The following is a 15,328-nucleotide window of genomic DNA, read 5'->3' on the forward strand; positions in this document are numbered from 1 at the left end:
TTATGATTGAAATAAAAAAACAATCGCTCTCAGAAACTTTTTCTATCTACCTGGATAAAAGAATGCTTAGAATATTATTGCTTGGGGCTATCTCTGGGTTTCCCTGGGTTCTCATAGGAAGTAGTTTGAGTTTATGGCTTAAGGAAGAGGGTTTAAGTAGATCAACAATTGGTTGGGCAGGTTTAATATTTGCAGTTTACGCTTTTAACTATTTATGGGCCCCTCTTATTGATAGATTTCAAGTACCGTACCTAACAAAAAAACTTGGGCATAGAAGAGGATGGATAGTTTTAATGCAAATTTCAATTTTAACTTGTCTTGTTACCTGGAGTTTTATTAATCCCACTGAAAATCTTGCACTACTGATTACGGTTGGTTTAGTTATTGCTATAGCATCAGCCACACAAGATATTACCGTTGATGCCTTAAGAATTGAACAAATAGGTGAGCATGAAAGCAAATCAATGGCAGCTGGTGCTGCGATGGCTGTTGTTGGATGGTGGAGTGGATATAAATTGGGTGGTGTAATAGCTTTATTTACAGCAGAATATTTAGAAAATATTGGTGTTAATAATTACTGGCAAATTACATTTTTAATTTTAGGAGTTGTGGTAATTTTGATGAACATAGGTTTAATGTTTGTTCATGAGCCCCTTTCTACTGACAGGCAAAAGAAGCAAAAAAAAACAGATAAACTTATAGAAAGCAAACTTGGATCAAAAAATATTATAACTAATTTTATAGCTTGGATAAGCAGTACATTAGGTGGTCCTATAATAAGCTTTTTTAAGAAAAATGGTTTTTCAATTGCTATTGGAATTTTAAGCTTTATTTTTTTATTCAAGATTGGTGAAGCCTTTCTTGGACGTATGTCGATAGTTTTTTATAAAGAAATAGGCTTCTCTAAAGGTGACATTGCAATTTACTCAAAAACTTTAGGATGGATAACTACAGTTATATTTACATTGCTGGGTGGGCTTTTTGTAATTAGATCTGGCGTTTTAAAAGCAATGTTTGTTGCAGGAATACTAATGGCAGCAACTAATTTATTATTCACAGTCTTGGCATGGAGTGATAAATCTGAGTTATTGTTCGCAGTAGCAGTCATATTTGATGATATAGCCGCAGCTTTTGCAACAGTTGCATTTGTAGCATTTATTTCATTATTAGTAGACCGAACATATACCGCAACTCAATACGCGTTACTTGCATCGATAGGGACTGCTGGCAGAACTACACTTGCATCATCATCTGGAGCATTAGTAGATTGGCTTAATGGAGATTGGGGAGTATTTTTTATCATTACAGCCATCATGGTAATACCCTCATTGATTTGTTTGTGGTTTATTAAAGATAAATTAAAACTTCGTGAAAAATAATTACTTTTATAAAAAACCTTTATCAGATATCTATAAAAAACCCCATGTAGTTTCTGAAGTTACTTCTCAAATTTTGTATGGGGAAAAATTTAAAATTATATCTAAGAATAAAAGCTGGATAAAAATAAAAGTTTTATTTGATAATTATATTGGATACATAAAAAATAAAGATTACACTACAGATCATAAGCCAACTCATAAAATATTTATTCTAAAAGCAAATATTTATAATAAACAAAAAAATAAGACAAAATATTTTTTACCTTTTGCATCAAGAATTTCAATGATTCAAGAAAGTAAAAAATTTATAGAATTTGAAAAAAATAAATGGATTAAAAAAAGTGATGTAAAAAATATTAATCATATAGAAAAAGATTATTTAAAAGTATTAAAATTTTTTTTAAAAACTAAATATGTTTGGGGTGGTAAAACTTATAGAGGTATAGACTGCTCTGCTATTTTACAATTATTTTTTTACTATAATAATAAATTTTATCCAAGAGACACAAAAGATCAAATAAAATATTCAATAAAAAAAAATAAAGGTGGAGTGTTTAAAAAAGGAGACATTATATTTTGGAAAGGTCATGTTGCTGTTTGTATTAACGCTCAAAAATTAATTCATGCATATGGTCCAGAAAAGAAAGTTTTGATTATGAATGTAACAGAGACAATAAATAGAATTGAAAGAACAGCAAAGTTAATAGTAAAAAAAATATCCTCTATAAAATATTAACTTCTTCCAAAGTCTGGCTTGTTAATATCTTGTTTCAACTTAATTATTTTCTTTCTAACCTTTTTAGTATTAACTAATTTTTTAATAATGGACTTATTATTTTTAGATTGAATATCTCTCTTAAATGAACGTAAATTTTTAATAAATAAATCAATAGCTTTTGAAATATTTTTTTGATTATTAAAAAAAATATCTCTCCACATAATTTCATTAGATGCTGCAATTCTTGAAAAATCTCTCAAACCACCTGCACTGAATTTAATTAATTCATACTTTTGTTGTTTTTCAAAATCTGTCGCTGTTTTAACCAAATTATATGCAATTAAATGAGGTAAATGACTTGTCATAGAAAAAACCGTGTCATGTTTTTTTGAGTCCATAATTGCAACATTTGAACCAATTTTTTTCCAGAACTTGGTAAGTATCAGAAGGTGTTTTCTGTTGGTATTTTTTTCTTTTATTAATATGCACCATTTATTAAGGAATAAATTTTTTACCCCGTTTTCTGGGCCACTAACTTCTGACCCTGCAATAGGGTGACTGGATGTCCAAAAAATTCCTTTTTTCAATTTTCTTTTAATTAAGTCCATAGACTTTTCTTTAGATGATCCAACATCTGTAATAATAGTTTTAGGTAATAGATATCTATTTATCTTTAAAATTATTTTTTCATATTCTCCTAGTGGGGTGCAAAATATGATTAAATCTAAGTTTGGGATAATTTTCTTTAAATCATCTATAATTTCACATGGTAATTTTAATTTTTTGATTTTTGAAATATTTAATTTTGATTTTTCATAGACAAATATTTTTTTAGCTATTTTTTTTTCAGATATTGATCTTAACAATGAAGAGCCAATTAAACCACAGCCTATAATTAAAATATTTTTCATAATTAATTAAAGATAGTCTTGATCGTTCTTATGAATCTCATATTTTCTTTTTTAGATCCAATTGTTAATCTTAATTTGTTTTTAATATTATATCCATCCTCTGTAGATCTTAATATAATTCCTTTTGACTGCAGTTTGTTAAAAATATAATTAGCTGAAAATTTACATTTATCAAAATTTAACAGTAAAAAATTAGCCGTTACTTCATTTGAAAAAATTTTTAGTTTTTCTAAATCATTTCTAACTTTATTTGCTTCTGTGATATTATGTTTCACAGATTGATTAATAAAGTTTCTATCTTTTAAAGCTTCTATTGCTGCCATCTGTGCAACTTGATTTACATTAAATGGAGGTCTAATTAAATTCATTGCAGAGATAATTTTCTTGGGGCCATGACCCCAGCCAACTCTTAACGAGGCCAGTCCATATATTTTTGAAAAAGTTCTTATCACAACAACATTATCCTTATTTTTAAATAAATCTAAACCAGATTTATAATCTTTATTTTTCATATATTCAAAATACGCATCGTCTAAAACTAGTAAAATATTTTTATTCAATTTCATTCTTAAGTCTATTAGCTCTGCTCTACTTAAGTATGTTCCTGTTGGGTTGTTAGGGTTAGCAATAAATACAAGTTTGGTTTTTTTTGTTACTTTCTTAATAATTTCATTTATTGAAACTTTAAAATTTTCTTCCTTAGAAAAAACAACTTTTGCCCCCACTATTTGAGCATATATCCTGTACATTAAAAAGCTATATTGAGGAACAATCACTTCATCAGATGGTTTTAAGTACAACTGGCAAATCATTTGAATAATTTCATCTGACCCTGCACCACAAATTATCTTCTCAAAATCACACTTATATTTCTTTGAAATTTCTTTTCTTAAGTTTTTTGCCTTACCATCTGGATATTTTGATATTAACAGCTTTTTATTCTGTAAAATTTTCTTTACTCTTGGGCTAACACCAAGAGCTGACTCATTTGCTGATAATTTTATAACATTTCGTATTTTTGCTATATTTGACTTACCTGGTTTATAAGCTTTTATTTTGAATTCTTTAAATTTTGGAACTGTCATTTTATTAATTTAATTTACCTTATAAATAAAATATTATCCTTTCATATAGAATAAGTCATTTTTTAAAAAAATTGACATAAGAAATACTATCTAGTACAAAAAATATGCGCTGATTTAACTGAATTGCGAGCGCTTAAAAAAAACCGCTAAATAAGTTTTTTTGTCTCACAATTCAAATTTGGCTAATATTTATGAATAAAAATGTAAACATAAAAAATATTATAATTGATAAACCATTAAAATTAGATTGTGGTCAAACTATCAATAATTATTCTCTAGCTTATGAGACTTATGGCTCTCTAAATGAGACGAAAGATAATGCTATTCTTATTTTTCATGCTTTAACCGGTGATCAATTTGTTTCTGGAATAAATCCAATTACTAAAAAAGAGGGTTGGTGGTCATATGCTGTTGGACCTGGTAAAGCCATTGATACTGATAAATATTTTGTAATTTGTGCCAATGTTATTGGTGGATGTATGGGTTCATATGGTCCTAGTGAAGTTAACCCTGTAAACAATAAAAAATATGGTACTACTTTTCCTGTCATCACTATTAATGACATGGTTAATGCACAATTTAATCTCTTAAATTTTTTTAACATTGATAAATTATTTGCTGTTATGGGTGGATCAATGGGTGGAATGCAGACACTTCAGTTCGTTAATAACTTTCCTGATAAAGCAAAAGTTGCTATTCCAATAGCCTGCACAGCTAGTCATTCAGCGCAGAACATTGCTTTTAATGAACTTGGCAGACAATCGATTATGGCTGATGCTAATTGGGAAAATGGTGACTATTCCAATCAAAATAAAAATCCTAATAAAGGATTGTCTGTTGCCAGAATGGCTGCACATATAACTTATTTATCTAAAAATGGTCTACAGGAAAAATTTGGAAGAAAGTTGCAAGAAAGAGATGACCTAAAATTTGGTTTTGATGCAGACTTTCAAATAGAAAGTTATTTAAGATATCAAGGATCTGTATTTGTTGATAGATTTGATGCCAATAGCTACCTATATATAACAAGAGCGATGGACTATTTTGATCTAATCAAGGAACATCACGGTAATTTATCTAAAGCATTCGAAAAAACTAAAACTAAGTTTCTTATTATATCTTTTACTTCTGATTGGCTTTATCCAACTTCCGAAAATAAAGAAATTGTTATAGCCTTAAATGCCATAGGTGCTGAGGTCGGATTTGTTGAAATTGAGTCTGATAAAGGACATGATTCATTCCTTTTAAAAGTTCCTAAATTTTTAAATACTCTAGGTGATTATATTAAAACAGCTTACTCTAAAAACTAAATATGAAACAAGAATTTAAAATAATCTCTGATCTAATTGAAAAAAATACTAGAGTTTTAGATGTGGGCTGTGGTGATGGCATATTAATGGAATATCTTAAGTATAATAAAGAAATAGACATAAGGGGAATAGAAATTTCAAAAGATAATGTTCAAAAATGTTTATCAAAAGGACTAACTGTTATTGAGGGTGATGCAGAGAAAGATCTATTACAATTTCCTGACAGCTCCTTTGATTTTGTTATTTTAAGTCAAACACTGCAAGCATTTTTAAATCCTGAAATAGTTATCAAAGAGCTATTGAGGGTTGGTAAAAAAGCTATTGTTACAATACCTAATTTTGGTTTTTGGAAAGTTAGGCTTCACCTATTAATTAGAGGAACAATGCCAATTACAAAAAATCTACCTGATGAGTGGTATAATACCCCTAACCTTCATATGTGTACCATAAAAGATTTTTATAACTTTTGTGAAAATAGAAAAATTAAATTAGATAAATCATCAGCTCTGCATAACGAAAAAATATCCTCTATTAATAAACTTAATCTAAATATCAAAAATTTATCCGCAGAACTAGGTATTTTTTTAATTGAAAGTTAAATGGAAATTCAAATAATACCCTGCTTACAAGATAATTATTCTTATCTAATTATTGATAAAACTAAGAATATTGCATGTGTGATTGATCCCAGTGAAGCAAAACCTATTATCAAATATTTAGAAGATAAAAATATACATTTAAAATATATATTAAATACACATCATCATTATGATCATGTGGGGGGTAATATAGAATTAAAAGAAAAATATGGAGCTAGTATTATTGGATATAAAGGAGATAAGGATAGAATCCCAGAAATAGATATACTGGTCAGTGATCAAGACATTTGGCACGAAGAAAATTTCCAGGCTAAAATATTTCACATACCTGGTCATACCCTTGGTCATATATGTTTTTATTTTTATAATGAAGAATCTGTTTTTACAGGAGACACCCTCTTTTCGCTTGGTTGTGGTAAGATTTTTGAAGGAACATACTCACAGATGTATATCTCATTAATGAAAATAAAAGCACTGCCAGAAAAAACAAGGATCTATTGTGGACATGAATATACTAAACAAAACTCTAAATTTTGCATTACTCATGACCAAGACAATGAAAACCTAAAAATTAAGATTAAAGATATAGACGAAAAATTAAAAAATAACCTACCTACTATTCCGTCCACTATTAAAGAGGAATTAGAGTGCAATATTTTTCTTAGATCTAATACAGAAGAAACCTTTTCAAAATTGAGAGATTTAAAGGACAATTTCTAACTTATTCGGACTTGACTATAATAGGTCCCCGACTATATTGCAGATTATAAAAAATAGATTAAACAATGTCATACGCAATCATACAAACAGGTGGAAAACAGTACAAAGTAAAGGCTGGAGAAATACTTAAAATTGAAAGATTAGAGGATTCTAAGCTTGAAACTAAGATAGAGTTTAAAGAAATTTTAGCTTACGGAGATGACAAAAATATTGAAGTTGGATCACCAACGGTTGAGGGTGCGAAAGTTGAAGCAGATCTTGTTGAAAATGGAAAAAATAGAACAATATTAATTTTCAAAAAAAGACGAAGACAAAATTCTAGAAGAAAAAATGGTCATAGACAGCAATATTCATTAATAAGAATTAGTAAAATATTTTCTAAAGACGGTAAAATTTTATCTGAAGCGGAAAAAATGGTTAAACCAACTAAAAAAATTGAAAAGGTTGAAGCTAAAGTAGAAGCTGAAGCAGTTAATAAATAAATTAGGTAAATTATGGCTACAAAAAAAGCAGGTGGATCATCGAGAAATGGACGAGATAGTGCTGGTCGTAGACTTGGCGTTAAGAAGTACGGTGGTGAAGTAGTAATTCCTGGAAACATAATTGTTAGGCAAAGAGGAACTAAAATTTTTCCTGGTGAAAATGTCGGAATGGGAAAAGATCATTCAATTTTTTCTGTTGTTGAAGGAAAAGTAGTATTTAAAAAAGGTAGATTAGACAGAACATTCGTTTCCGTAAAACCCAATTAGTAGTACAACTAAAAACTAACAGTTGTAATATGAAGTTTCTAGATCAAGTAAAAATTTATTTAAAGGCCGGCAATGGTGGGCATGGTTCTCCTAGCTTTCGTAGAGAGAAATTTATTGAATACGGTGGACCTGACGGTGGTGATGGAGGTAAAGGTGGTACCATATTCCTAAGATCAGAAAGAAATTTAAATACTCTTATCGATTATAGATTTCAACAACACCATAAAGCAGGAAGAGGAGTAAATGGTTCTGGACAAAATCGTACAGGTCATGGTGGAGAAAATTTATTTTTAAAAGTTCCAATAGGTACACAAGTTTTTGAAGAAGATAATAAAACTTTAATTTATGATTTTAAAAAAGAAGGTGAAGAATTTATTGTAGCTAATGGTGGCAAAGGTGGCCTTGGAAACACTAGATTTAAAAGTTCCACTAATAGAGCTCCAAAAAAATTTACTAAAGGTGCAATCGGTGAAGAATATGTAATTTGGCTTCAATTAAAAACTATTGCTGATGTTGGTATTGTTGGATTACCTAATGCAGGTAAATCAAGCTTGCTAGCTGCCATTACAAATGCGATGCCTAAAATTGCAAATTATAAATTTACAACACTAAATCCAAATCTTGGTGTTGCAAGTTATGATGATAAGGAAATAACTCTAGCTGATATCCCTGGATTAGTTGAAGGTGCACATGAAGGTGTAGGTCTTGGTATTCAATTTTTAAAACACATAGAAAGATGTAAAACTTTAATGCATTTAATAGATATTACTGATGAAGACCTTGAAAATACCTATAAACAAGTTCGAAATGAGCTAGGGAGTTACAGTAAAGATTTACTAGAAAAAAAAGAAATAATTGTATTAAATAAGACAGATTTATTAGAGGAAGAAGAAGTGAAAGAAATTTTAAACAATTTTTCTAAAAATAAAGATTCTGAGGTGGTTACACTCTCAACATTAGAAAAAGGCTCAATATCTAAAATTAAAGCTAAATTACTCTCCTATGTATCTTAAAGATTCTAAAATAATTGTAATTAAGATTGGCTCATCTTTGTTAATAGATGACAAAAAAAAAGTAAGAAAAAAATGGCTTACTGAATTTGCTAAAGATATTCAGGAACTAATAAAACAGAATAAAAAAATTATTATTGTAAGCTCAGGAGCAATAGCAATGGGTTGCAAAAAACTAAATATTAGCAAAAAAAACCTTAAAATTGATAAAAGTCAGGCTGTTGCATCTATTGGGCAAATTGAACTAATGAATTTATTCTCAGAAATATTTGTTAAATTGAAAATTAATATTTCTCAAATTCTTCTCACTTTGGAAGACACAGAACAAAGAAGAAGGGCCCTTAATGCAAAAAGAACTTTTGATAACTTATTTAAACTAGGCTTTGTGCCAATAGTTAATGAAAATGATACTATTGCCACTTCAGAGATTAAGTATGGTGACAATGACAGATTAGCATCTCGTGTTGCACAAATATCAGGCGCAGACTCACTTATATTACTTTCTGATGTAGACGGTCTTTATACGCACAATCCAAAAATATATAAAAATGCAAAATTAATAAAAGAAATTAAAAATATAGATAAAGATATAGAAAAAATAGCCACTAAAAGTATTAGTGAGCATGGCACAGGTGGTATGAAGACTAAAATAGATGCTGCAAAAATCTGTCAATTATCAGGATGCCAAATGGTAATAGCAAATGGATTATTAAGCAGACCCATTAAAAAAATAACTGAAGAGAATAATTGTACATGGTTTTTACCTAAAGTTTCAAAATTGGCTGCTAGAAAAAAATGGATTATTAGCTCTATTTCACCTAAGGGTGCACTTATTATTGATGACGGTGCAAAACAGGCACTTTCAAATGGTAAAAGCTTATTAGCAGCAGGAATAAAAAAAGTGTCTGGCCGTTTTAGTAAAGGTGACCACATCAAAGTTTTAGATAGAAATAATTACGAATGCGCAAGAGGACTTAGTTCTTTTTCATCGAATGAAATAGAAAAAATTATGGGTCACCACTCAAAAGAGATAGAAAAATTACTAGGATATATTTCTAAATCAGAAGTAATTCATAAAGATGATATAGTAGAGGTATAAAATGAGTAAATATATGAGATTAATAGGTCAAAATGCAAGAAAAGCATCACTTGATAAAATTAATTCAAAAACTAAAAATAAAATTTTAAAAAGATATGCCTTCTTATTAGGTCAAGAAAAACAGTCTATACTTAAAGCTAACCAAAAAGACATTCAATTTGTTCTTGGCAAAGGCTTAAAAAGCAATCTAATAGAAAGATTAACTATCGATGAAAAAAAATTAATAGGCATAAAAAATTCTATAGATAAAATTGCTAACTTAAAAGATCCTGTTGATACTACTTTAGAAAAATGGCGCAGACCAAATGGTTTAACAATTAGCAGAGTGTCTATACCTATTGGTGTTATAGGTGTTATTTATGAAAGTAGACCTAACGTTACATCTGATGTTGCAAGCTTATGCTTCAAATCTGGAAATGCTGTAATTTTAAAAGGTGGCTCTGAGGCTATAAATACTAATAAAATTTTAGCAAAACTATTTAGAAAATCGCTTAGAGAAAATAAAGTGAACGAAAACTTTATTCAATTTATAGATTCTAAAGACAGAAAAATGGTCGATTTTATGCTTTCAAAAATGAAAGATTATATTGATGTAATAATACCTCGTGGTGGAAAAAATTTAGTAAAAAGAGTTCAGCAATTTTCAAATGTCCCTATTATCGGTCATTTGGAAGGACTTTGTCATACTTTTATTGATAAGGATGCTAATCTAAAGATGGCTACAAACATTACCTATAATGCTAAGCTAAGAAACACTAGTATTTGTGGAGCTACGGAAACAATTTTAATACATGAAAAAATTGTTAAGAAATTCTGTAACCCAATTTTAAAAAAGTTAGAAGAAAATCATTGCAAGATATATGGAGACCGCTTTTTAAAAAAATATTACAAGGGAAAAATTTATCCAGCAAAAGAAAAAGATTGGTCTACTGAATATTTATCAGCAGCAGTTTCTGTAAAAACAGTCAAAGATTGTGATGATGCCATTAATCATATTAACAAATATGGAACTATGCACACCGACTCTATCGTTACTAAAAATAAAAAAACTGCAAATAAATTCTTAAAAAATGTTAAAAGCTCTATAGCAATGCATAATACATCCACTCAATTTGCTGATGGTGGTGAATTCGGTTTTGGTGGTGAAGTTGGCATTTCGACAAACACATTACCTCCAAGAGGGCCTGTTGGATTAGGACAGCTCGTTTCATACAAATACGAAATTATTAGTAATGGTAAAACTAGAAAATAACTTAAAACAAAAAAGGATAAAAATTGGAATCTTAGGGGGAACTTTTGATCCTGCCCACAAGGGCCATTTGGAAATTTCCAAACAAGCTAAAAAAATATTAGAATTAAAGAATATTATATGGGCAATTACCAAACAAAACCCATTTAAAAACACAAGTAAAACAGATCTAAAGAATAGAATAAAATTTGCAAAAAAATTCATTGGCAAAAATAATTTTATTAAAGTTAAGTTTTATGAAGAAAAAGTTCTTTCCAATAAAACAATCGACCTCATTAATTATCTAGATAAAGATAAAAAATTTGAAATTTATTTCATTATGGGTGCTGACAATCTAATTAATTTTCATAAATGGCATAAATGGAAATCCATTATAAAAAAATGCAATCTTCTTGTATTTGATCGGCAGGGATATAAAGCAAAATCATTAAAGTCTGTTACCTTTAATGGTGTAAATAAAAAAAAATTATCTTTTATTAATTTTAAAAAAGTCAATATTTCATCTTCTCAATTAAGAAAAATTTGATAAGGTTAAATGTATTAATGGAAAAAAACTCAGACCTTAAAAATTTAATCCTAAAAACCCTAGATTCTAATAAAGCCCTAGATATTATTTCAATAGATCTTAAGAATAAAAGTTCAATGGCTGACTATATGATTATAGCAAGTGGAACTTCTTCTAGACATATTCAAGCTTTATCTGAAATGGTGTTAGAAAAATTAAAGACCAATGGAGTAAAAAATTCTAAGATTGAAGGAAAAGAAAGTATGGATTGGAAATTAGTTGATGGTATAGACCTGATTGTTCATATATTTCATCCAGATAAAAGAAAATTTTATGAATTAGAAAAAATATGGTCACAAGTCATTCCTAAAGAAAAAGTGATGATATGATTTTGAATAAAAGATTTTTTCTTTTTTTATAATACTATTATTTACTTTTCAAAAAAGTTTTTCTGAAAACACTGACATATATAAAAAAATTGATTTGTTTGGTGAGGTGCTTGAAAAAATTAGTAAAGAATACGTTGATGAAGTAGATCAATCAAAAAGTATGGATTCAGCCATAAATGGTTTATTACAATCACTAGATCCCTATTCTGCATATATGACACCTGAAAGTTTTGAGGGTATGCAAACTGAAACTAGTGGAGAGTTTGGTGGTCTTGGTATTGAAGTTGGCATGGAAGCAGGTGTTGTGAAAGTGATATCACCAATAGATAATACTCCAGCATCAAAAGCAGGCTTAAAAGCTGGTGATTATATTGTAAAGATTAATAACACTCAGGTTCAAGGGAAATCGTTAATGGAAGCCGTAGAGTTAATGAGAGGACCTGTTGGATCAAGTATTGAAATAACAGTTAGAAGAAGAGGTGTAAAAAAAGCATTAATTTTTAATATAATGAGAGAGGTTATTCAGGTTCAATCTGTTAAATCTAAACTTATAGATAATAATATTGGTTATATAAGACTAACTTCCTTTAACGAAAATAGTAGTGAACAAATTAAAGAAAAGATTAATAAATTAAATAAAAATAAAGATCTAAAGGGGTATATCTTAGATTTAAGAAATAACCCTGGTGGCTTACTTTCTCAGGCAATTAAAATTTCGGATTTTTTTTTAGAAAATGGTGAGATTGTATCAACAAGAAGTCGACAAGCCTCAGAAAATCGAAAATGGTTTGCTAAAAAAGGTGATCTAACAAATGGTAAAACACTAATTATACTTATTAACTATGGATCAGCATCAGCATCGGAAATAGTAGCCGGTGCATTAAAAGATCATAAAAGAGCTATTATACTTGGGGAAAATAGTTATGGAAAAGGTTCTGTACAATCAATAATCCCTTTAAAAAATAGAGGTGCTATTAGATTAACAATTGCAAAATATTATCTCCCTTCAGGAAAATCTATTTCTAAAGTAGGTGTAACGCCTGATATAGAAGTTGTAGAAGGTTCAGATGATTTTAAATTTAATTCTGAAACTGATAATCAATTAAATTTTGCTCTAAAATTATTAAATGGTAAATCTAATAAAGAGATTTCTGAAACTTCAGTAGTTAATAGCTCTTTTTTTGAGACATTTAAATTAGCAAAAAGTGATGGTAAAAAATTATTCATATGGAATAAAAAACAATATTCTACTGTTACTGAAAAAGAATTAAAAAAATCGAATTATAAAAGTTTAAGTGAGTATTTAAATAATCAATAAATTTTTAGTGGAAAAAGATAATATGAAATTACCTCTTAGAAGTGGAGTTGGAATTGTTGTCCTAAATAAAGATAATAAAGTTTTTGTTGCAAAAAGAATTGATAATCAAAAAAAATTTTGGCAGATGCCCCAAGGTGGTGTTGACAAGGGTGAGGACTACTTAACTGCTGCTTACAGGGAGTTAGAAGAAGAAACTAGTATAAAAAATGTTGAACTAATTAAAGAGTGTGATGGATTAATCTCTTATGAATTGCCAAAAAACTTATTAGGTATAATCTGGAATGGTAAATATAGGGGTCAGGAACAAAAGTGGTTTATAATGAGATTTTTGGGCCAAGATAACGAGATTGATATTAAGACTAAACATCCTGAATTTTGTGAATGGAAATGGATTGATCTTGAAAATATAACTGACCTAGTTGTAGACTTTAAGCTACATGTGTACAAAGATATTAAAGAAAAAGTAAAAGAAATTCTTAATTAAGAGTTTTTAGCACATCAATTTTTTGATCAACCAAGTATTTATTCTGATCTGTAATGTCACTATTTTTTGAATTTTCTTCTGCTTGAGCAAGTAGTTCACTAATTTTATCTTTATCAATATCTTTAATATTAAAGATAGAACTTGTCAGAACTGATAAATTATTATTCTTAAATTCAACAATTCCATCCTCAACGTAGTAATTGTCTTCTCCTGATTTAGAAAAGATTTTAATAATCCCTGGCTTTAGAAATGAAATAATTGAGATATGGTCCTTTAAAATCCCCATTTCTCCTTCAAAAGCAGGTACAACAACTTCTGTTACATCTTCTTTTGAAAGAAAAGATTTTTCTGGGTTTACAATTTCTATTTTAAACTCTTCACTCATTATGCGGCAGCATCCTTCGCCATTTTTTCTGCTTTTTCTACAGCTTCTTCAATTGTACCCACCATATAAAATGCAGCTTCTGGTAAATGATCATATTCACCATTACATATTGCAGCAAAACCTTTAATTGTAGATTCTAAATCTACTAATTTTCCTGGAGAACCAGTAAAGACTTCAGCAACAAAGAAAGGTTGTGATAAGAATCTTTGAATTCTTCTAGCTCTAGCTACTGTTAATTTATCTTCCTCAGATAATTCATCCATTCCTAAAATCGCAATAATATCTTGCAGTGATTTATAAGTTTGAAGAATTTTTTGCACTTCTCTGGCAACTCTATAATGCTCATCTCCAACTATTCTAGGATCTAAAATTCTAGAAGTAGAATCTAGGGGATCTACTGCTGGATAAATTCCAATTTCAGCTATTTGTCTAGACAATACAGTTGTTGCATCTAAGTGAGCAAAAGATGTGGCAGGTGCTGGGTCAGTTAAGTCATCTGCTGGTACATAAATCGCTTGTACAGATGTAATAGAACCTTTGTTAGTAGTTGTAATTCTTTCTTGAAGGTTACCCATATCTGTTGCAAGTGTAGGCTGATATCCAACAGCTGAAGGAATTCTTCCTAATAGTGCAGAAACTTCTGAACCTGCTTGAGTAAATCTAAAAATGTTATCAACGAAGAATAATACATCTTGTCCTTCTTGGTCTCTAAAATATTCAGCTACAGTTAGACCTGTTAAGGCAACTCTTGCTCTAGCCCCTGGGGGTTCATTCATTTGACCATACACTAATGCTGCTTTTGATCCTGGACCTTCTGGCTTAATAACGCCTGAATCTATCATTTCGTGATAAAGGTCATTTCCTTCTCTAGTTCTTTCTCCAACACCAGCAAACACAGAAAATCCACCATGAGCTTTTGCTACGTTGTTAATTAATTCCATAATAAGTACCGTCTTACCAACACCCGCACCTCCAAATAAGCCAATTTTTCCTCCTTTGGCATATGGTGCTAATAGATCAACTACTTTAATTCCTGTAACTAGAATTTCTGTCTCTGTTGATTGATCACTAAATTCAGGTGCAGCTCTGTGAATTGGCCATTTCTCTTTTGTTTTAACTTCACCTTTTTCATCAATAGGTTCACCTATTACATTTATAATTCTTCCTAAAGTTTCTGGACCAACTGGAACTTGAATGGGAGCACCTGTTGCCGTTACTTCGTCTCCTCTTTTTAATCCTTCAGTGGCATCCATTGCAATTGTTCTAACACTTGATTCACCAAGGTGCTGAGCAACTTCTAAAACTAATCTGTTATCTCCATTTTTACATTCTAATGCTGATAAAATTTCCGGTAATTCTCCATCAAATTTTACGTCTACTACTGCTCCAATGATCTGTGTGATTTTTCCTTTGCTCAT

17 protein-coding genes and 1 pseudogene are annotated in these 15,328 nt (G+C 29.5%); 14 read left to right on the forward strand and 4 right to left on the reverse strand.

Annotation, left to right across the window (positions count from 1 at the left end; genetic code table 11):
• The first annotated feature begins 2 nt into the window (after window positions 1–2).
• A complete protein-coding gene (locus ABXT45_RS06365) occupies window positions 3–1,379 on the forward strand; it encodes an AmpG family muropeptide MFS transporter (protein WP_415313249.1) in 1,377 nt (458 codons plus the stop codon).
• On the forward strand, window positions 1,369–2,115 hold the full coding sequence (locus ABXT45_RS06370; RefSeq protein ID WP_415313251.1) for an NlpC/P60 family protein: 747 nt from the start codon (window positions 1,369–1,371) through the stop codon (window positions 2,113–2,115). The genes ABXT45_RS06365 and ABXT45_RS06370 overlap by 11 nt, the downstream gene beginning before the upstream one ends.
• Here the strand turns inward: ABXT45_RS06370 and ABXT45_RS06375 are convergent.
• Both ABXT45_RS06375 and hisC read right to left on the reverse strand, forming a co-directional pair.
• Window positions 2,112–3,008 carry a prephenate dehydrogenase gene (locus tag ABXT45_RS06375; RefSeq protein WP_415313253.1) on the reverse strand — a complete coding sequence of 299 codons (897 nt, stop codon included), beginning with the start codon at window positions 3,006–3,008 and terminating at the stop codon, window positions 2,112–2,114. The two genes, ABXT45_RS06370 and ABXT45_RS06375, sit on opposite strands and share 4 nt — an antisense overlap.
• Before the next feature lie 2 nt (window positions 3,009–3,010).
• A complete protein-coding gene (gene hisC / locus ABXT45_RS06380) occupies window positions 3,011–4,093 on the reverse strand; it encodes a histidinol-phosphate transaminase (protein WP_415313254.1) in 1,083 nt (360 codons plus the stop codon).
• Window positions 4,094–4,284: 191 nt separating this feature from the next.
• Between hisC and metX the strand changes: the two genes are divergently transcribed.
• The 12 genes and pseudogenes from metX to ABXT45_RS06440 all read left to right on the forward strand — a co-directional run bounded on the left by metX (window position 4,285) and on the right by ABXT45_RS06440 (window position 13,525).
• On the forward strand, window positions 4,285–5,403 hold the full coding sequence (metX, locus tag ABXT45_RS06385) for a homoserine O-acetyltransferase MetX (protein WP_415313255.1): 1,119 nt from the start codon (window positions 4,285–4,287) through the stop codon (window positions 5,401–5,403).
• 2 nt (window positions 5,404–5,405) lie between these two features.
• Complete coding sequence (gene metW, locus ABXT45_RS06390) at window positions 5,406–6,002, forward strand: methionine biosynthesis protein MetW (RefSeq protein WP_415313257.1); 597 nt, start codon at window positions 5,406–5,408, stop codon at window positions 6,000–6,002.
• Window positions 6,003–6,722 (forward strand): hydroxyacylglutathione hydrolase, encoded by a 720-nt coding sequence (gene gloB / locus ABXT45_RS06395; RefSeq protein WP_415313259.1) that lies wholly within the window; start codon window positions 6,003–6,005, stop codon window positions 6,720–6,722.
• Window positions 6,723–6,787: 65 nt separating this feature from the next.
• A complete protein-coding gene (gene rplU, locus ABXT45_RS06400) occupies window positions 6,788–7,204 on the forward strand; it encodes a 50S ribosomal protein L21 (protein ID WP_271525758.1) in 417 nt (138 codons plus the stop codon).
• A 12-nt stretch (window positions 7,205–7,216) separates the two neighbouring features.
• Window positions 7,217–7,471, forward strand: coding sequence for a 50S ribosomal protein L27 (rpmA, locus tag ABXT45_RS06405; protein ID WP_271525759.1), 255 nt, complete (start codon window positions 7,217–7,219; stop codon window positions 7,469–7,471).
• 29 nt (window positions 7,472–7,500) lie between these two features.
• Window positions 7,501–8,484 (forward strand): Obg family GTPase CgtA, encoded by a 984-nt coding sequence (gene cgtA, locus ABXT45_RS06410; protein ID WP_415313260.1) that lies wholly within the window; start codon window positions 7,501–7,503, stop codon window positions 8,482–8,484.
• Window positions 8,474–9,580, forward strand: a complete 1,107-nt coding sequence (gene proB, locus ABXT45_RS06415) for a glutamate 5-kinase (protein WP_415271702.1) — start codon at window positions 8,474–8,476, stop codon at window positions 9,578–9,580. The genes cgtA and proB overlap by 11 nt, the downstream gene beginning before the upstream one ends.
• Window position 9,581: 1 nt before the next feature.
• Window positions 9,582–10,832, forward strand: coding sequence for a glutamate-5-semialdehyde dehydrogenase (locus ABXT45_RS06420; protein WP_415313262.1), 1,251 nt, complete (start codon window positions 9,582–9,584; stop codon window positions 10,830–10,832).
• Window positions 10,813–11,355, forward strand: coding sequence for a nicotinate (nicotinamide) nucleotide adenylyltransferase (gene nadD, locus ABXT45_RS06425; protein WP_415313263.1), 543 nt, complete (start codon window positions 10,813–10,815; stop codon window positions 11,353–11,355). Before ABXT45_RS06420 ends, nadD begins: the two co-directional genes overlap by 20 nt.
• Before the next feature lie 17 nt (window positions 11,356–11,372).
• Window positions 11,373–11,723 (forward strand): ribosome silencing factor, encoded by a 351-nt coding sequence (rsfS, locus tag ABXT45_RS06430; protein ID WP_415313264.1) that lies wholly within the window; start codon window positions 11,373–11,375, stop codon window positions 11,721–11,723.
• 13 nt (window positions 11,724–11,736) lie between these two features.
• A pseudogene (locus tag ABXT45_RS06435) lies at window positions 11,737–12,855 on the forward strand (S41 family peptidase); the annotation flags it as partial.
• A gap of 208 nt (window positions 12,856–13,063) precedes the next feature.
• Complete coding sequence (locus ABXT45_RS06440; protein WP_415314448.1) at window positions 13,064–13,525, forward strand: RNA pyrophosphohydrolase; 462 nt, start codon at window positions 13,064–13,066, stop codon at window positions 13,523–13,525.
• On the opposite strand, the gene atpC is transcribed toward ABXT45_RS06440, so the two are convergent.
• Together atpC and atpD are read right to left on the reverse strand one after the other, a co-directional pair.
• Window positions 13,518–13,910 (reverse strand): ATP synthase F1 subunit epsilon, encoded by a 393-nt coding sequence (gene atpC / locus ABXT45_RS06445; protein ID WP_018413613.1) that lies wholly within the window; start codon window positions 13,908–13,910, stop codon window positions 13,518–13,520. The two genes, ABXT45_RS06440 and atpC, sit on opposite strands and share 8 nt — an antisense overlap.
• The gene (atpD, locus tag ABXT45_RS06450; RefSeq protein WP_415313266.1) at window positions 13,910–15,328 is read right to left on the reverse strand and encodes a F0F1 ATP synthase subunit beta; all 1,419 of its coding nucleotides are present in this window, start codon (window positions 15,326–15,328) and stop codon (window positions 13,910–13,912) included. Before atpD ends, atpC begins: the two co-directional genes overlap by 1 nt.

It is taken from the genome of Candidatus Pelagibacter sp. Uisw_106 (assembly GCF_047724975.1).
In the GTDB taxonomy this organism is placed as follows: Bacteria; Pseudomonadota; Alphaproteobacteria; order Pelagibacterales; family Pelagibacteraceae; genus Pelagibacter.